Source organism: Dechloromonas hortensis (assembly GCF_009469765.1).
In the GTDB taxonomy this organism is placed as follows: domain Bacteria; phylum Pseudomonadota; class Gammaproteobacteria; order Burkholderiales; family Rhodocyclaceae; genus Azonexus; species Azonexus hortensis.
On the sequence record NZ_SSSQ01000002.1, the window covers coordinates 228,213 to 245,981 of the forward strand.

15 protein-coding genes are annotated in these 17,769 nt (G+C 51.7%); 7 read left to right on the top strand and 8 right to left on the bottom strand.

Features of this window, described 5'->3' with window-relative positions; translation table 11 throughout:
• Positions 1 to 7: 7 nt before the first annotated feature.
• Genes GH663_RS04400 through GH663_RS04410 form a run of 3 tightly spaced genes read right to left on the bottom strand, consistent with a single transcriptional unit; the run spans position 8 to position 4,602 of the window.
• Entirely contained in the window at positions 8 to 1,648 is a 1,641-nt protein-coding gene (locus GH663_RS04400; RefSeq protein ID WP_153130470.1) for an AAA family ATPase, read from the bottom strand.
• On the bottom strand, positions 1,638 to 3,758 hold the full coding sequence (locus GH663_RS04405; RefSeq protein ID WP_153130471.1) for a TnsB C-terminal domain-containing protein: 2,121 nt from the start codon (positions 3,756 to 3,758) through the stop codon (positions 1,638 to 1,640). The genes GH663_RS04400 and GH663_RS04405 overlap by 11 nt, the downstream gene beginning before the upstream one ends.
• A 1-nt stretch (position 3,759) precedes the next feature.
• On the bottom strand, positions 3,760 to 4,602 hold the full coding sequence (locus GH663_RS04410) for a TnsA endonuclease N-terminal domain-containing protein (RefSeq protein ID WP_153130472.1): 843 nt from the start codon (positions 4,600 to 4,602) through the stop codon (positions 3,760 to 3,762).
• A 572-nt stretch (positions 4,603 to 5,174) separates the two neighbouring features.
• Here GH663_RS04410 and GH663_RS04415 point away from each other — a divergent pair.
• Both GH663_RS04415 and GH663_RS04420 read left to right on the top strand, forming a co-directional pair.
• Positions 5,175 to 5,681 carry a helix-turn-helix domain-containing protein gene (locus GH663_RS04415; protein WP_153130473.1) on the top strand — a complete coding sequence of 169 codons (507 nt, stop codon included), beginning with the start codon at positions 5,175 to 5,177 and terminating at the stop codon, positions 5,679 to 5,681.
• Positions 5,682 to 6,605: 924 nt separating this feature from the next.
• Complete coding sequence (locus GH663_RS04420; RefSeq protein ID WP_153130474.1) at positions 6,606 to 7,592, top strand: replication initiation protein; 987 nt, start codon at positions 6,606 to 6,608, stop codon at positions 7,590 to 7,592.
• Positions 7,593 to 7,603: 11 nt separating this feature from the next.
• Here the strand turns inward: GH663_RS04420 and GH663_RS04425 are convergent, their stop codons facing one another.
• The 5 genes from GH663_RS04425 to GH663_RS04445 form a co-directional block, all read right to left on the bottom strand.
• The gene (locus tag GH663_RS04425; protein ID WP_153130475.1) at positions 7,604 to 8,731 is read right to left on the bottom strand and encodes a protein NO VEIN domain-containing protein; all 1,128 of its coding nucleotides are present in this window, start codon (positions 8,729 to 8,731) and stop codon (positions 7,604 to 7,606) included.
• 477 nt (positions 8,732 to 9,208) lie between these two features.
• Positions 9,209 to 10,165 (bottom strand): phage exclusion protein Lit family protein, encoded by a 957-nt coding sequence (locus GH663_RS04430; protein WP_153130476.1) that lies wholly within the window; start codon positions 10,163 to 10,165, stop codon positions 9,209 to 9,211.
• A gap of 18 nt (positions 10,166 to 10,183) precedes the next feature.
• Positions 10,184 to 10,861, bottom strand: a complete 678-nt coding sequence (locus GH663_RS04435) for a hypothetical protein (RefSeq protein WP_153130477.1) — start codon at positions 10,859 to 10,861, stop codon at positions 10,184 to 10,186.
• A gap of 1,086 nt (positions 10,862 to 11,947) precedes the next feature.
• On the bottom strand, positions 11,948 to 12,805 hold the full coding sequence (locus tag GH663_RS04440) for an ImmA/IrrE family metallo-endopeptidase (RefSeq protein ID WP_153130478.1): 858 nt from the start codon (positions 12,803 to 12,805) through the stop codon (positions 11,948 to 11,950).
• A complete protein-coding gene (locus GH663_RS04445; protein ID WP_153130479.1) occupies positions 12,802 to 13,122 on the bottom strand; it encodes a helix-turn-helix domain-containing protein in 321 nt (106 codons plus the stop codon). The genes GH663_RS04440 and GH663_RS04445 overlap by 4 nt, the downstream gene beginning before the upstream one ends.
• Before the next feature lie 176 nt (positions 13,123 to 13,298).
• Between GH663_RS04445 and GH663_RS04450 the strand changes: the two genes are divergently transcribed.
• The 5 genes from GH663_RS04450 to GH663_RS04470 are packed head-to-tail and all read left to right on the top strand — an operon-like array spanning position 13,299 to position 17,747.
• Positions 13,299 to 13,523 (top strand): DUF2188 domain-containing protein, encoded by a 225-nt coding sequence (locus tag GH663_RS04450; protein WP_153130480.1) that lies wholly within the window; start codon positions 13,299 to 13,301, stop codon positions 13,521 to 13,523.
• 2 nt (positions 13,524 to 13,525) lie between these two features.
• A complete protein-coding gene (locus GH663_RS04455) occupies positions 13,526 to 14,530 on the top strand; it encodes a CBASS cGAMP-activated phospholipase (RefSeq protein WP_153130481.1) in 1,005 nt (334 codons plus the stop codon).
• Entirely contained in the window at positions 14,524 to 15,657 is a 1,134-nt protein-coding gene (locus GH663_RS04460; protein ID WP_153130482.1) for a CBASS cGAMP synthase, read from the top strand. Before GH663_RS04455 ends, GH663_RS04460 begins: the two co-directional genes overlap by 7 nt.
• Positions 15,658 to 15,660: 3 nt before the next feature.
• Entirely contained in the window at positions 15,661 to 17,277 is a 1,617-nt protein-coding gene (locus GH663_RS04465) for a ThiF family adenylyltransferase (RefSeq protein ID WP_170291333.1), read from the top strand.
• Complete coding sequence (locus tag GH663_RS04470; RefSeq protein WP_153130484.1) at positions 17,265 to 17,747, top strand: Mov34/MPN/PAD-1 family protein; 483 nt, start codon at positions 17,265 to 17,267, stop codon at positions 17,745 to 17,747. Before GH663_RS04465 ends, GH663_RS04470 begins: the two co-directional genes overlap by 13 nt.
• Positions 17,748 to 17,769 lie beyond the last annotated feature (22 nt).

Below are 17,769 nucleotides of genomic sequence, written 5' to 3' on the forward strand. Positions count from 1 at the left end.
GCACTCGCTACGCCGGGAATAGTGCTTCAAGGTCAGGGAGCATTCCGAGTGTCCCGAGGCGTTCAAATATAGTGCCGCCATCGGGCCTATCAAACGCATTCCGGTAATCCCCGGGACGAAGGTTGAGCAATGCAACCTTGGTACCCCCCGCAGCGGTCTTGTCCTTCCTGCCACTAGAGGTCCTTGACCGTTTGCCACTGGTGGTTGTCGATAGCGTAACTTGCACAGCTTCTAGTGCATTTGCTGCCCCCGCGTCTGCCGCTCTCTCCGTAAGCTCGTCCGCTTGTTCCGAAGAAAAGCCCAGCGTTTCAAGCGCAGTCGAAACCATTCTGTTGAAATCCGACCCACCAGCCTTGGCAGTGACACCGGCAACTTTGCGTCCGGCATATTGCAGCTCAGTCTGACGCAAAATCTCTGTCAAGGAGAGCGGTTTAATATCTCTAAAGCGTTGCAAGGCTTCGAGATTACCGCTTCGTAGTGCATCAATCATCGGAGCGAGCATGCTGAGTTCATTTTTTGCCACGCTTTCGACGAGTTGCCCAGTAATGGTTTCCGAGCCATCCATAATTGCTCGAACTTGGCTAACCGCTACTAGCTTGATGGCGACGTCAATAATGCCTTGCGAGTGGTGATAGAGCAGGTCGATAAGGAACGGGGTAGTCTCAACAGGTTTTTTGAGCCATTGGAACTTGAGTAGCGTCTGTGCAAACAGCTCCCACTCTCCTTGCTTGTCATCTTTCCCACGGGTTAGGCTTTCCCAAGTAGGGACGCCAAAGCCGCTCGAGCGACGTGCCTGTCGGAAAGAATCAGTCAGCAGTTCACGAGCGCCGCTGGTGCCTACGAACAGGATGGGTACGCCGAGCTCATTTGAGGCTGAGACCAGCAGGGTCATCAGACCCTTGCGATTCACGGGAGAGTTTTCAATGTTTTGTGTTTCATCGACTACCAAGAGGCCAACCGAGTGCATGTGAATAACGCGGGCTGCTTGGTTCATCAGAGTTTCTGTGCCCGTGTGTGACCCTTTTGCATACTGTTCTGAATAGTTTGCTTCTGGCAAGAGTAGGTCAACTTTTCGGAATATCGAATGCGCCAAGCCTTTCAAACTTGCGCCGTCGAACGGCATTTCGATGTGCAGGTAAGGAATCTGGTAGATACCGAAATCGGGGTGGTGGATAACCGGAGGAATGCCGGCAAACAGCCTTTTGATGGTCGTGGTTTTGCCCATACCTGATACCCCTATTAACGAGGAAGACAACTGGGCGGTAATTTCGCCGGTAGTTGGGAACGTCCTGCCATGTGTCTGTTGCTCGTAGAGTTTCCGGAATATGGCAGAGGACTGGACAGAGTGTGGGACCCTTCCGATGTAGCCTTGGCGCATCATCGCGTCCAAAGCGTACGCGAGCTGGACATGGCGGCTCATGGGAAGCATGAAACTCGCAAGCTGAGCAATCATCTGAATGCGCTCGGCATCAGTCCAGTTGCGTTGCTCGGGAGCAAAATACGGCAGACTGAAGAGCCGATTCATGACCTCTTCTTCGGTGCCGATGGGAGGCAGTGCCGCAATTAACGGGTTGCCTTGGTATTGAGGAATGCGTTGCTCTGAATAGACTGCTGTCGCGTAGGCCGGTGCCAAGTGACTAGTTTCCATTTATCAAGTCCATGAGTTTTTGTTGGCGCCGAGCCTCTGGGGTGTCGCTCGAAGTAGTGATGTTGCAGGTTGAAACGGGTAGCGGGATGACCGTTGCAGTGATGGGGGCTGTTGAAGGTGCAGCAGCACCACGGGACTGACGCTCACGGCGTAACTCATCAGTCCGGTCCTGAACGATGTCCTTCTTACGTGCTTTCCGACTCTTGCCCTTTGAAGCAGCCTTGGCCTCCGCTAATGCTTTCTGCGCCAGTGGTTCAACGGCCTGGTTGAACTCAAACGTTGTTTGACGATTAACCATCTGACGTTCGTTCTCAAGACGTTTACGAAAGAAAGCAATCGCATCTGCTTCAGCCTTCGATAGACCACGAAAATCCCTACATTTATCTAGCAGCGTTGCGGTGACGTAGCCGGTAGGGCTTTGGGTATCGTGGATGTAGATGTCGTCCATCAGACGAAGGTCAAAGGAGACCGGCACATCGTATGTGCCGCTTCTTCTTGCAATGTCGTACCACCCCCTGTCCATTGCCTCTGGGCATCCGTAGTAGCACTCACCGAGTCGTATGCCTTCGTGGGTCACCGTAGCCTGGGTTTTAGGCAACAACGCAAACCTGACTCGCTCTTCGCCAATGCGCGACAGCGCGCCAGCACGCTGCCGAATTTCGCGGTTCCACACGTCAATAGGGATAGGCAGAAAATCACCGTCAAGAACCTGCTCAGCGCTGAGTCGGTCGACAGTACGCACGCTACGGTTGTGCCTGATGATGACCCGCAGGATGGTTTGTATGAACTCATCGAGCGTCAGGGCCGCGTCCTGCTCGTAATGTTTTCCTTGCCGTTTTGTAACGTTACACGGCGGTTCATAACCAGGTATAACTTGTGAGATTGGCTGATGAATCAGTTTGAATGAGCATTCGACAAAGGGCTTGTGGTCTGCGCGCCGTTTGGGCAAGTTGCGGACATTGACCGCCAGGCCGTCACACAATGCCGTACTGTCTTTCGAGAGCATCTCGCCGCCGCGGTCAGCTACGAACTCTTTTGGGAATACTCCGTGGGCTGGCCAGTCGTTTGGGTCATAAGGCACACCGTAGCGCTTGCATAGCCTTTCCTTGTCTTCAGATATCGACAGAATGGCTTGCATGGCAGCGGGCCATGATGCGGACTCGAAGCCAACGTAAAACCCAGTAATTAACCAACTTTTCCGGTCGACAATCAGGTAAAGCGTCGGCTTTCCAATAATCCGTGCCCGGTTTTTGCTGGAAACAAGGAAGACGTCTGCAATGGTGGAATCGATTTCAAAGATATCGCCGACGGTGTACGTTTCCGCGTACAAGCTACCCAAAACGGGCCGACTATTCAGCTCGTATTCGGAATCCCCCTTCTTTTTGCGAATCACTATCGCTTGCGGATATGCGGCAAAAAAAGCTCGCCGAAACTGCATATAGGTCGGTGCCTCGCCATCGGGCAGCAAAACTGGGCGTCCCTCACTATCCGTCCGGGAGTAATACCGTTCACGCAGCTTTTGGTACGCTCCCGCTAGCGTCGAAACTTCGCCCTTTAGATAGACTCCGTCAATTACAGTCTTGAAGCACGCAAGGTCGTCAGCTGTGACCTGAAAAATTGGGCGGTCTGCATATTTCGGGGGGCGGCCGCGGTTGGCTGTGCTCCCTGAGGTGCTACCACGTTTGTTGAACGCCGGCAGTAACGCATCCGGGCATTGCCCGTTCAACCACCATGCCCGCAAATGTTTCAACAGGGTGCGGGGCGAGGTGCCTGTTTCACTGGCGCGCTGATTGATGAGCGTATTGCGCAGCCGGGGAATCAGGATGTCAGTGGTCGCCACCAATGGCTTGATAAGCTCGTGTGCGCTGTTCCGGGCTTTTTTCGCTGCCTCTGAAGGCTGAAGGGTAATGGGAGCGGAATGGCATTGTTCTACAACAAATTGCCTGCTTTCGATGACGTCTATTAATTCATCCAGCAGTGCCAGCTTCGGTAAACAATTGTCGCCAGTCAGTTGAAACAACCACGCTTGGTTTTCGCTGAAATCAAGGTGGATAACACGGAAGCGGCTCTGCGATTCCGCACAATAAAGTATGTCGTTCAGGTAGACCATCTCAGCCCCCGACTGCCAGGCGAAGCCTATTGTCGCCGCGCGGCTTGAACATCGCGATGGGCGACGCAGCAAGGTCAGGCTGGTTTAGGTCCGTAGTCAGTTGGTGGCTCAGCAGAAGTTGCCGAACGACACGAAGACCAGTGCCGGGGATGGCTCCAACGAGCGAATCGTAGTGTTCGCAATAGTGAGCAAGACTCCAGGTTCGCTGGAAATTCGCCAGGTTGTTGAGGAGTCGAGCCTGATGCTGTGCGAAGTAATCGACTTGTTCCTCGGACTCGTCCTGGCCAGCATCCGCGGTGCGAATCCATTCGAGGTTGCGAACCCTGTTTTGGGGGAGCTCCGAGCTGAAGACCAGGTGATGCGGTATGCCGACTCCCTCTGCGTACCTACGAATGATTTCCAGCTTTTCTAGGGCACGGACATCCTCCGCATCATCGGTGCGTTTGCAGTCATATAGTTCGACGCGGCGGACACCGTGGAGTTGCCTAACAACAAAGAAATCTACCGTCATGACGGTGGGGACGTCGGTGCCAGGATATCGAGGGTGCTTTACTCCGAGCTCGACTGCAATTTGTTGCGTGTCGTCGCGACTGATGGGGAATTGCTCGCGAATGTCGACAACGTCTTCGCTGAATTCAAGAAGCAGGAAAAGCCACCACTCGACTGTCGACATCAGGTGATGGACACGGCCGGTCTTCCGGCTGAAGACGCGCCGGCTGTCGCCTTTGGAAGAGAAGTCGGGGACTTGGACCCAGGCGCTGTAGTTGGGGCCTGCACCTTTGCCGCGGCCCTCCTTAATGAACTGGGCAATTTTGATTTCGGTCCATGTAGGGTGTCGGGCCATATCTGTTTCCTGTTTCCGTAATGGCGAAAGTCTAGCTAACGGCCAAAATTCTCAGGCGTGTATTGGGTTGAGGAGGTGGCTTACAGGAGATTGACTTCAGAATCAGCCCTGAAACTGAAGGGCGTATGGCGCGTTATGGGGGCATGAGGGAGGTATCGGCGTGTTGGCTGATGCTGAGAATGCTCATGAGTACGAAACTCCGCTACCAAATAGAAACGAGCGTGGCACTTTCCCGTTTTCGTTTTCTGGGCACCTCATGGTGGCACCGGGCATCAACTGTGTTTGCCCTCTGTTGCGAGAGAACGCAAGCCAGGGGGCACCTGTTGTGGACCAGCAGGAACTCAGCCATCAAGCAAAGCCGTGTAGACGGATGGTTCATTACTCTCCGCTAGATTCGATAGAGGAAATGAACGCTACTCCAACGGGTTAAATTCGCAAAAATGGAGGCTGTCAGTGGCAAATCGTAGCTACTGGCAACGTAGTTTGCGTAAATTCTTGACGAAGGAGACTATTTCTCGACGCGATGTAGCTAGACCAGACACAGGCATTTTGCTTGTGGCTTGGAGGACATCGTGAAAGTAGTGGATTTTGTAGGTCGCCCACTAGCGACGTTGCTGTTTGCGCGTATGAGGCAAGATGAACTCAGTATTGCGCAATTGGCATCCCGCTTGGGTGTCGGTCGCAGTTATTTGTCGCAACTGTTGCGAGGCGTGAAATCGATGGCTGCGCTGGACGAGCAGATTTTGCGGGCGTGCGCGGGGTATTTGAACGTGCCGCTGGTGCTGGTCTATGTGTTGGCTGGGAGGCTGCGTTTTGATGATTTTCTGGAAAAGGCAGTAGATGCGGAGGCGCAGCTAACTAAGGCGTTGGTACAAATTGGCGAATCGCCAGTTGCTGCTTCGACTGGTGTCGCTGTTCCAATGCTGTGTGAACTGCCGGTGCAGGTGCAGCGCTTGCTGGTTGTGCTGTACGAACGCGCAGAACACGTTAGCCTGATACCCAGGGTCAGCTTGAGTCAGGTGTATGTCTTGAGCCGGCCTGACTCTTCGTTTGAGTTGCGTTTGAACCGTACGTCGTGATTTTTTGGGTATCCGAATTTCGGGTACCCATTTTTTGGGTCTGCCTCATAAGTGGTTATCCGTATGACAAGGCAGCCCTCTTGCCTAGCAGCGCTTTGCTGATGTATTGATTGAGTCGTAGCTTGTTACAGGATGGTTCGAGTATCACCTGAGTTACTTACTACAGGGAGGCCTGGATTCACCTCAGAGCGGCGCTTGAAGTTTCTCAGGCAGCAAGCGGCGCCATGGTAGGCCACCTAGGGTGATGGCATCAAGACGGCCCTGCTAGTCGGGGCTTTCTTATTCCCGTGTTAGTCATGTATGAATTTTTTGACTGATGCTTGATACCGTGCATCTATCAGCTCATCCTTGGTTGGGATAACCAAAAACCTTCCTTATGCTCGGTTATCTGAGGTCAGGATGAGGCAAAGGCGTGAACCTGATGGGAGGGGCTAACTGACGGGCCGCGAAGCTTTTTCAGGTGATGGGCTTTACGTCAAGACGTTTGAACCGCGAAACAGGTGTATTGGCTCTAGTTAGAAATTTGATACTAGTATTGCCGTACCCGGTTAGTGGGGGTGGTGCCACGGACGGCTAACCAGGCAAAGCGGTTTGGGTCGTAACAATGTTCTTGTCAAAGGGGATGGGGTGGGGGCTCCGGTCAATAACAAGCTCACCGGTGCTGAGCATCAGCAATTGCGAAGCAATAGGGGAGTATTAAAAGTATTACGCAACTCGGAAATCATTGTGCCGCAATGGTTTTTGTCATATCAGTGTGCGTGCTATCCATGCTTGCCGTGCGTGTTATCCATTGAGTGTGTGCGTGTTATCCATTGTCAATGGGATATGTCTAGTTAATTAAACTTGCATGGGCGATTTGCCAATTGGCTGTGGATTTCAATTGCCGATGGCTATACAGGGTCACTTTTGAAAAGGGACTTTGTGATGTCACGACAGAAACCACTCAAGCGGCAAATGCAAATTGCAGATACCGAACTTGACCAAGCTCGCCGGTTTGGCGACCAAACATCAATCGATATGGCTGCAGCAAAGGTCGAGAAGCTGAACACTCAGCTGCTGGCTATTACAGCTAGATTGGCTGAACAAGGCACCATCGGGCAATTTTCCGCCGGTGTGACCACCAAATCAGCCGAGGTGGTTCAGCGTCGAAAACGCTCGGCCGTTGCCACTGATGGTGTTGTCCAGTTACCGCTCGTTGGGGCGGAAAAGCGTGCTTCACCGAATTGTCTCCTACGAGGCGCAGTATTTGCTGTCTTGAAGAAAGGGCAACGTGCGACATTGATGCGCGAAAAGGTGGCCTCTCAAGGTGGGTATGAGGTGCTGTTCTCAGGGATTCAACTGGACCAAGCAGACCTCGATGTTTGGTTGCATTGCTTGCATCTATCTCGAGACTGTTTGGGGGAGCATGTCGAGGTTGGTTTACTCCCTTTTCTGCGGGGAATAGGGAGAACCGAGGGGGCTGCTAGCCAAGAGTGGTTGCGGGATAGTTTGGTTCGGCTTGGAATGGCAGTCATTCAGGTAAAACATGAGGGCGTAACCGTCATGGTCGCAGACCGTATGGTGGTCTATGAAGAACGGGAGCAAGTCAGTAAGTCGACAATCAGCCTGCGTGTTTCACCGACTATGGCAAGGCTATTTGGGGTGGCCCGCTGGACCTCTATCGACAGCAATGTTCGGACAAAACTGGTGGGCAGACCATTGGCGCAGTGGTTGCATGCGTTCTTGGCCACACATGCTAAGCCAATAGCTCTTCCTGTATCCACGCTCCGTGAGCTGTCTGGTTCCAGGGCAGGCGAACTTCGGCTCTTCCGTCGAACTTTGAGGCAGGCGATTGTCCATCTAGTTAATGCAGGGTTTCTTGCAAGTTGGAAAATTACGGAGGACGACCGACTGCAGGTACTCAGGGCTTAGCGCCCTGCCTGCTAGGCGAGCAAGGCTTTTAGTCTCGCTCGGTAATCCAGGGCTTCGAGATGCAGGCTACGGTTCAGCGCACCCCTCACGATGAAAAGTTTTGGTGACTTCGCAAACTCGAACACGCGGTAAAGGCAAAATGCATCTTCTGCTTCCTCTGAAAATTCCAACTCGTTCCGGCTGATAATGAACGGGGTCAGAGAACCTCCATTGGTGGTTTTGACCTCGATGAACCGGGTAATCTCATCCTCTTCGAAGGACATGATGTCGTAGCCGGTGCCATCGCCGCAGCGGTACGATATCCAGTCAATCTTGGAGGCGAGGTCATCCCGATTGGCCTCGTTGAGTCGGTTTTCCTCGAAGCCCATTACCCATGATTCGCCGTTGTGGCCCAGGTTACGGTTCCGCTCATCACGTGCGGCGTAGTCGAGTTTCCTGGGGAGGCGCTCACGACGTTTGGAGGTTGGCATGGACTCGGGAACAGGGGGCTCAATCAGAACCCCACGATAGTTTCGGTTGCCAGGTTCGGTTTGGTCTTCTATGGCATCGACGATTTTTTGCAAAACAGGCTGTTCCTGTTGAACCTCGGCCAGGACGACCTCACGCAGTAGTTCCTGAAAGTTGGAGCGTGGCTTGTAACCCCGGATATACGGTAAGCCGAGTTGGTCCAGCACAGCCGAGATGTTCTGGTGCTTCATCTCAATGGAGCCCTTGCTGCGGGTGCGTAGCTTCTGCCGGAGATGTTCATTGTGTTCTGACTTGTTGAACACCTGGCTGCTGGCCTCCAGGCGAAGCATTTCAAAATAGTCTCGAACAGTTGCCACGACCTCTTCGCGAGACCAGTCTTGGCCTATGTGAACAACCTCAAATCCCAGACTGGTCAGTAGGTGTTCAACGGTCGCTTCTCCACCGTTGAAATCACCCGCGCTGAGGGGAGACTGGCCGGGAAAGGCATAGCCGTAGGCTGCACCAACAATCGCCTTAGAGTCGTAAAGGCGACCGGTGGCCGCGTCGCGCAGCAGGTATTCACGCGCTTTGCCAAAGCCGTATTTTTCGAGGAAGTAGGTACGTCCGACGCGGTCGTACTCATTCATAGCCGCACGAATTGCGGCTGGGTCGCGGATTTCCTGGATGCTCATGGTGTCACTCAGAAAGAGACAACCAGGTTACCCGATGTCATAACGATGTGACAGGGGGCTGAAAAGCATAAAGCCCATGTAGGTTAGACATGGGCTTCGTAAATCTTAGGCCTCGGAGCGATTAACCAAGGCATTCGGCAAGAGCCGTTTGGTTACTACGCAACCATCTCGTACTGCGGCGGACTATCAACCATGTTGCCTCCAGTCGTGTCGTTGCTATCAGATTCTGACCAAAGCATCGGGTCAAAACTTGATTTCACAGTACGCCTTTCAATGAAAATGTCTACCAGGATATTGTTCTGCGCCCTTTGGTATGTGGTCTTGATGTTTGGCTGGGAGCTTCCGTCCTGGTTGCCTATGGCTGGGCTCACAGCAGCATTACTTATGAATTGGCTTGGCGGTTTTATACCTTGGGGCAAAATGAGGGCAATACGTGAAAAATCACTTTGCAAGGAGTGGCTTGAAGGTTAGAAGGTTTTATTTTGACCAAGCAGTAATGCGTTCAACTACGTCTTCAAGCACGTGATTTGCATCCTCGAAAATTGCTTCTGAACTAGACATGATTTCGAGTTCAGGTATGGCGTACTCAAGGATGATTACGCACAGCATTGGGAAGTAGCTTTGGTATTGCTCACCTTGAAAATTCAACATGCTCAACAAATGTTGAAGTCGATGATGCAACTGAGGGTGGCGGCGCTGCCTAAACGCTTGTTTCATGTCGGAGCATAGATATAGGGAGCTAAGTAGCGCGGTGATGATTGCCCAAGCCTTGTCCAGTTTTTCGTCATCATCTGTCGCAAATTCGACCAAGCTTTCAAATGCCCTTACGTCAGCTTCTTTTTCAGCTAATAACACTTCGTAGTCAGAGACATCGTGTGTTTTTGCTTCAAGGTGCTTACCAAGAGCATGAGCGTATTCGTGCCCGAGTAAAAAGGCGGCTGCTTGTTGGAAAACCAAGTTTGCCTTTTCTCCGTACCATTGCTCTTGCTTCGATGGATAGTGAATCGGAGAGGGTAGGTCGGCAGGCCATTTGCTAGCCGATGTGCGGAGAGAGGCTGACCATTCACGAAGTCGAAGAGCGCGATGGATTATTGGATTTGTTATGTCGAGGGAACCGCTCCAACTTCCTTCGAGCATGGGCTTTTGGATACCGCTCTCGTAAATCACCATCCACGAATAAATGAACGACCACAATAACTCCAGATGCTTCAAGCTCAGATGCATTTCTGGAATGGCTTTGGCATTGGGGCGATGAAGAAATGGTCCTTGGGGTGGGGCGTCTACTTGGTTGCAGTTCAGGCCGATTTCTGCGTTTATATGTCCATTTTGCACTGATTCAGAAAGGGACTTTCCCGAATATGGCGTCGCATTCTCGAATGCCCATGTGACGTTATGTTCAAGTGCAAGAACAGGTGAGTCAGGTGGGATATTCACGTTCACTCCGACTTCGAATTAAGCGGTGACTCTTGCTTGAGATGCAAATTCAATCCACTTGCGTTCTGCTACTTCATAGCAATTGACGCCTTCGCAGTCGCGCGTGACCAATGTCAGTTCGAGGTCCCCCTGGGTTGGAGAGTTGGTCCAGTAGTGACCTTTCAGTCGATTGCCTGCATCAAGAAGTTTTAATTCACCCGAGCCGGTGGTGAGCTTGTTTTCGCCGTTGTACTGCCTTCGCAGTTCGAAGATGTAGCAAATCCGTGTGGCATCAGTCCGCATGTTTTGAATGAGTGCCTCTACTTTCGATTCGCCTTCTTGATTACTAGTGAATGACTCAATCGATAAAGAAAGGTAGGTCTGTCGAATTACAAATGCGATTTCGATTGGCGGCACCGTTTGGCCGTCGGAACGCTTATAGCTTGTGTTTAGAGTTCCTCGCCAGAGGCCATGGACAATCGGGCGGCCAAGCCACTTGGCGAGTAAAGGGTAGTTCCAAGTTTGTCTCGCAAAGAAACCAAAGGCAAAGCCAGTCACGGTTAAGGCAGAGGTTATGGCTTGCCAAGCAGCAGTCGCTAGTGGCGTATCGAGAGCAAGTCTCACAGCTAGGATTAGGCCGGCGACAACGATGGTGACAATGGTGAAGCCTTTTAAGAGGCGTTCAAATTCTGCGTAAGTCAGGCTTAGTAGATTCATCGCAATAGATACTCAGATTTTTCTTCCGTGTTCGAAGATGCATAGCTCACCAGTGTGAGTCAGTAGCCCAACGCAAGCAATTTCAGGAAGGTTAGAAACGAGGTAGGCCGTCATGTGGCGTGCTCCGTTTGGTCGTCTATCTCCAATTTCAGCATCGTTTTTCGGCAAAACTGGCGAAAGAAACTGTGAAATATGTGTCAGTGACCTAGTTTTGGTGTTGATTAGGTGAAAGCCGTCGTGCCAGGGCGATGCAGCATCAGAAATTGATACCAAAGTGGATGCAATTTCCTCGTATCCAGAAATTGGGAGCTGAGGGCCTGATAGTTTTGGTGTTCCCAAGGAAATGTGAGGGATTGACCGCAAGCTTTTGTAGAAGACAACCCCAACACCCGAAAATTGAGGAGTTCGGTTCGCCGCTACAAGAAACAGGAGTTCTTTTGCATGTTCTTGATGAGTCAAAATCGGCCTTGATAGGTGAACCTGCCATCATTGGAGAGCCAAACAGGCGTCAGGTTATATGTTAAATGAATCATTATGCTGTCTGTTGCCACATTATTCTGGGGTCTTACTGAATGATGTGAATAAACCCCTCACAAAGAAAGGCTAGAGTGGTTTTCCTGTTGTTGCTTGATGCCGTGGGTAGCTTCGATGGCTCGGGCAAATGCTTTGATATCGCCAAGTCCACAGTTCTTACCATGCGTCTGGTAAATATGACGGACGGCTTCCGTAAGCTCATCCGTCAGCGACTCCTACTGCGCTGGCTTAGGCGGAATATCGTCAGTGATGACACGACTGCAGACCGTATGTTGTTTGTGGCATGCACGCCAAGCTTTCGCCTTTCAATCGAGATTTAGCTCGTACGTGGAGGCTGAACAATATTCGAGCCTTTTCGCCTGTTAGGTGTGCAACCAGGAAGGGGTGTGGTTGTGGCATGTGTGGCGCCAGGCCCTTCAAAAACAGCCCAAGCAGGCGAGTTGTTCGGCTTAACCCGGTTAGGCTTGGTACATTCTTACCAGGCGTTAAGCCATGAAAAGATGGGAGCGAAAAAGGAGGCGCATTCTCGGTCGAAGAAAGTCCTACCAGATGCTATTCGTCGTCCTCGTCCTCGTCCTCATCAGGCATTTCTTCAACGTACAACATGGTTACTTTGTAACCGTCTTGCTGATGCAGGGTCTGTTCAAGAATCTTGTCTGGCAAACCAGGCCCTCTTGCATCAGACAGCCAAATATACCCGTCTAACTCTTCCATTTCGCCTATGCCTTGGCCACTGCCACGAGCCGACGATTGCTTTGGTAATTGCTGACCGTTTTTGATACTCAACAGGTAAGGAAATTCAGGTCCCTTCGTCCAATATCGGACGGTGTCGTTTAGCGAAAAAACGAAAGCAACTGGGTAGTCGGAGAGGTTCATGAATCTGCGAGCCGTAGCTTCGACGCTGGCATCAAAGTGGGCAGAGAATTTAACAACCTGCTCAATGTCAGGTTCTCCTGCGTTTCTCTGCAATTTCTTGAATACCGCAGACGGCATTAGCAACTCTGAAGCGAATGTGTTTGCTTCAGCTTCCATCTCTACACCCTTGGCAGATTTTGAATCAGTCCCAGAGTCTTTGATGCTTTCTGAGGAACAGGAGAAGCTCAATTGCCGGTGCCAGGGAAGCAAGTAGTGACCTAGCTCGTGGCCAATAGTGAATCGCCTGCGTTGTGGGTTGGCATTTGCTTTCACCATGATGACCCCCTGAGACTTTTCAGGGTTGGTCATAAGCATTCCCTCGAACCCCTCGGTAACCAACTCGCCGATTTGTTGAATCCCTACAGCAGTAGCCAGTTCTTCAAGTGGAACTGGGTAGGGCATGTCTGGATTCTGGCGCAGGATTTCGTCAACAATTTCTACGGGGCGGACCTTGCCATCCAGCTCCATAAGGTCGAGGGAAATGCTTGAACTCAATCTTTTTTGCCTTTTAGAAATTCCATCATTTGCTTGAGCGTTTCTTGGTCTCGAGGTTCCAGTGACTTCAGGTCCCTGTAGAAAACCATCGCTTCATCATCTGAAGTGAGCCCATCCCGAGTTGGGTCAATTAAGTAGTCCACTGTGACTTTGAAGTGGTCAGCCAGCTTTCGAAGTAGCTCTGCTGACGGATTCGAGGATTTACCTTTCTCAAGCTCCCATATATGCGTTTTGGTTATACCAATGGTGTCAGCTATCTGTTGCAGCGACTCTCCCTTTCTCATGCGAAGCTCGTTGAGCTTAGCCCCGAGGGACATGACATTATCCTCCTAGTTCTTTCGCCCGGACTGGCACCAGCCAGCTGAAAGCGTGGCGCGTAAGATACACCCGAACAAATTTGTGGTGCAAGGGTTGAATTTTCCATGGGTTAGATATATCTTACAGATGCGGATGCACCTATACGAACGGATGTCTCTTGTCCTGGAGTAAAAAAATGACGAAACGAAATCAACACGTTGTACCCCGTAATGACGGATGGGCAGTGAAAGGCGCCGGTGCTGAGCGTGCAACGGTAATCGTGGATACACAGCAAGAGGCGATAGACCGAGCTCGCAACATTGCGCGGAATCAGGGTACGGAATTGCTGATTCATGGTCGTGATGGTCGTATTCGCGAGCGTGATAGCCACGGTAAAGACGAATTTCCTCCGAAGGGTTAAATATGAGTAGTAGCGAACCTAAGCCGTTCCACATCCTTGCCTTGTCTGGTGGCGGGTTTCGTGGGCTCTATACCGCGACAGTGCTCGAGGAACTAGAGGCCACCTTGGGTTCATCCATCGCAAATCGCTTTGACTTGATTTGTGGCACTTCTGTGGGTGGTTTGTTGGCAATGGGGTTGGCTGCTGAGATTCCGACCTCAGAACTCACCAAGATATTTACCAAGCATGGTAAAGATATATTCGGGCGTCAGTCCTGGTTGCGGCGCCTTGGGCGCGGCATCTTCAGGGCGAAGCACAGTGACGAAGGTCTGCGTGAGACCCTGGAGAAGGTGTTCGAAGGTCGGTTGCTCGGCGACCTAAAACATCCTGTCCTGATTCCGACCGTAAATTACTCAACCGGTCGTGCACAAATGTTCAAGACACCCCACCATCCCCGTGTGGAACTCGACCACCGACTCTCACTGGTAGATGTCGCCTTGGCAACGTCGGCTGCTCCCGTTTTTCTGCCGCTGGCCGAAAATTCTCGGGGAATATTCTGTGACGGAGGTTTGGTAGGTAACTCCCCAGGATTTTTCGGTCTTCATGAAGCGAAGCACTTCATGGAAGCTGACCCGGCCTCTATGCGCTTGCTTGCAATCGGAACGATGAGTTCAGGTAATACCGTGCCAGGTGGTGCCCGTCGAGACAGGGGGGTTCTCGACTGGAGCGAAGCACTCATCTCGTTGATGATTTCGGCACAGGAGTCATCAACCAATTTCCTGCTTCAGCATGAGCTTGGTGAACGCTACGCCCGTATCGATGACGAGGCGACACCTGACCAGGTCGACGACATTCGCCGCCTCGACGTGGTTTCCCCTGCGGCCGTTAAAACTTTAACCCTGCGTGCTCGAAATGCTGCTCAAGGTGCTCTCGGTATGAAGTCATTTTCCCCATTTAGAACGCACGTTGCCTCATCGCCCACCTTTTTCCATGGCCCCAATAAGAACAGGGAGTTGCCCCAATGCTAAATCTGAGTTCACTTTTTTACTCGTCTGTCGATGAGGTTTCTCTGCTGACCAACATCGAACTCCATCCAGTTCGTAAAGGCAATTTGGCCGAGTCAAAAGCTGAAATTCGAGTTTGGCTAAAGGAGCATTTGCCAGTGGCTTTGGCCGCTGATGATGAAGTCAAGGCAGCTGTGACGCCGAGGTTTTTTACTCAGGGTTCTTGGGCCTATAAAACGCTGAATGCTCCTGCTAAGAAGACGCAGCAGGCAGATATTGATGACGGGGCGTATTTGCCCATGAGTTTTGTGAAAGAAACGCCGCGCCCAAGTATTGCGAGCAAAGTCTTCTTTCGGGCTGTTGAAGAGACGCTAAAGCCCCTCGTTAATATGCGAGGTTGGCGGCTGGATACATCGAAGGCAACCTGTGTTCGAGTCATCATCGCCGCAGACGCGCATGAGGACATTCCACTCTATGCAATTCCTGACAGTGAATACGTAAAGCTTACTGAAGCAAGAAATCGTCGCGTTGCTGCGCTCGATGCCGTGCTTGCTAAGTCTGAACAGGATGTATGGGAAGCACTGCCAACGCAATCGGTGTTGTTGGCGCACCGTGATGACGATTGGATTCGCTCGGACCCTCGACCTGTGAAAGATTGGTTTGTCAAAGCAGTATTTGTACATGGAGAGCAGCTTCGTCGAGTAGTTCGGTACCTGAAAGCGTTTCGGGACTGGCAGTGGGAGTCTGGCGGTCCTGCTTCTATTCTCCTGATGGCTGCTGCCGTAGAATGCTACGAGACTAGGGAGCGTCGAGACGACTTGGCGTTACTGGATGTAGTCAAACAACTTCCCGCTATTCTTAGGCGTGGTGTATCGAATCCTGTTGACCGCGAAGAGTCGCTTACCAAGCGCTTAGGTAAAGAGGGGGTCGAGGACACTTGCACGAAACTAGAACAGCTGGCCAAGTACCTGGAGGCGGCAATTCATGCTTCGGAGCCTATGCAAGCATGCACATGGCTGCAAGCCATGTTTGGTACTCGTTTTCCGTTGCTACCTGAGCGGGTGAAGACTGAAAGCGTTAAAAGTACCGTGCAGGCAGCACCTGCAGTGGCTGTTGCCTCACCTCTGGTCGGTAGAAGTAAGGCGGGCTAAATTTTGTCGTCAGGCATTCAGCTGGCAACACAAGCACTTCATCAGCGCGGGTTCCAGTTCGTCTATTCGACGGCTGGGTATGCCTTCGAGGGAGCGGTGCCTATTTGCGGGAATTTGGTGCGAATCAGGGTAACTTTTGAAGATGACTCTTTCGTGGACCTCCCGGAAATCCAGCTTCTTGAGCGACCTGTCGGCATGCCCGCTATCGTTCCCCATGTTTCTCCAGACGGGTTCATCTGTTATGCAGCCCGCGGAACACTGGCGTTGAATATATTCGACCCAGCCGGTCAGACACTGGCGTGCATCGAGCGGGCTGTCCAAGTTGTGGAAAGTGCAGTTAGGGGGGATTTAGCTGCCGACCTGGCCGAAGAGTTTTTTGCCTATTGGCCAGGGGAGGTAGTGTTTGCCGATATGCCACTTACCAAGGCTAGCAGCGGTAAAGCATTTTTTTGCAAGCACTCCAGCAGTGGTTACCAGTTTGTATTTCTAACTGATGACGTCGAGCGAACAAAGAAAAAGTTATCTGACAGCATTTTTAGCGCACAGCATCATGCGGTGGATGTTCAGGTCTTTAAGTCAAAGACTAGCCCCGGTGTAAGGCAGACCTCCTGGCCGCCAACGACTGTTGGTGAATTCTTGTCCTGGCAAGGGGAGCTGGATTCAGATTGTTCTCGACGAATTGTCAGGTCGCTCGATAGGGGGATGAAATCAGGGTGCCGTTATGCAGCCATTCTGATTCAGTCGCCAACATCTTGGTATGGAATTCTGACTGACTTCGACCAATCAGAGCGGAGCGGTAGCTTGATTCATCGGCTGAATGCACGACCCGCACTACTTAAGTCTCGAATTTTCCCGCTGTCAGTAATTCGTATTGATGATGACTATCTGGCGAGTAGGAACGTGCCAGAAAGAAAAACACTCGTTGGGCTTCGGATTGCCCTTGTCGGGTGCGGGACGATTGGTGGCTATCTGGCTGATTTGCTGATTCGGGCAGGCGCGGGCCTAAAAGGGGGATTGCTAACTTTGATTGATTCAGAGAGCTTTATGCCGGGAAACATGGGGCGGCATCGTTTGGGGTTGCCCAGCATCTTCAAATCCAAAGCTTCTGAGTTGGCAGATGAACTTAAGCGCGTTGTACCGAGTGCTTGTGTTGAAGCATGCGTAGAGGATGTCCGAAAGGTTGCTAACTTGGCCGAGTTTGACCTTGTTATTGATGCAACCGGGGAGGAGGCGCTTTCCAATTTTCTCAACAAAACAATGCGTCAGGAGCGCTTTGTTCCCATGGTTTTTTCTTGGGTTGCAGGTGCAGGAGAAAGTGTTCACGCCTTAATCAGAGATACACCCGACGTGGCCTGCTATCACTGCATGACTACTCATCAAGCTGCTACAGGGGCTGTTGTTCCACCCACATACGCAGGTTTTGGCTGTGAAAGCCTTTATGTGCCTTTCCCAGTTAGCGTTTCTGTGTCAGCTGCCGCGCTAGCCCTGGATGCCGTCCTGGATTGGGTGAATGGCCAGAGCACTCCGAAATTTCGCTCTAGAGTCATGAAGGGGGCTTTGCAAGGAACCCAAGACCAAGAGCTCGAGAAAATCGAAGGGTGCCCTGCGTGCGCTTCGTAACCGGCTGGCTTGAACCAAAATCAGGACGTTTGGTTGCTATTGACCAAGACGTCATCGAACAGGCCGCTGGGTATTGCCAGAAATCATTTAGCGCAACTGAAGCCGGTGGCCTTCTCATGGGCTTACGCCGCGGACAGAGCATCGAAATAAAGTGGCTGACCATTCCTCGCGAGACTGATAAACGTCAGCGTTTTGGTTTTGTCAGGGAGATTATTGGTCACGCAGCAGCAGCCGTTGCTAAATGGCGTGAAACTGGCTCCCTAGCAGACTATGTTGGCGAGTGGCACACCCATCCGGAAGAGCATCCAACTCCGTCTGGAATTGACCTTTCGGAATGGTCAAGACAGTCAATGGAACGTACCGATGGATGGCCTTTGTTTTTCTTGATTGTCGGGACGGCGGGGTTTTATGGGGCCCTCTGCCAGGGGGGAGTTGTTTTCCCAATGACTCCTATTGAATTTGCTACTTAGTTAATCACTTGAAATGCTGACT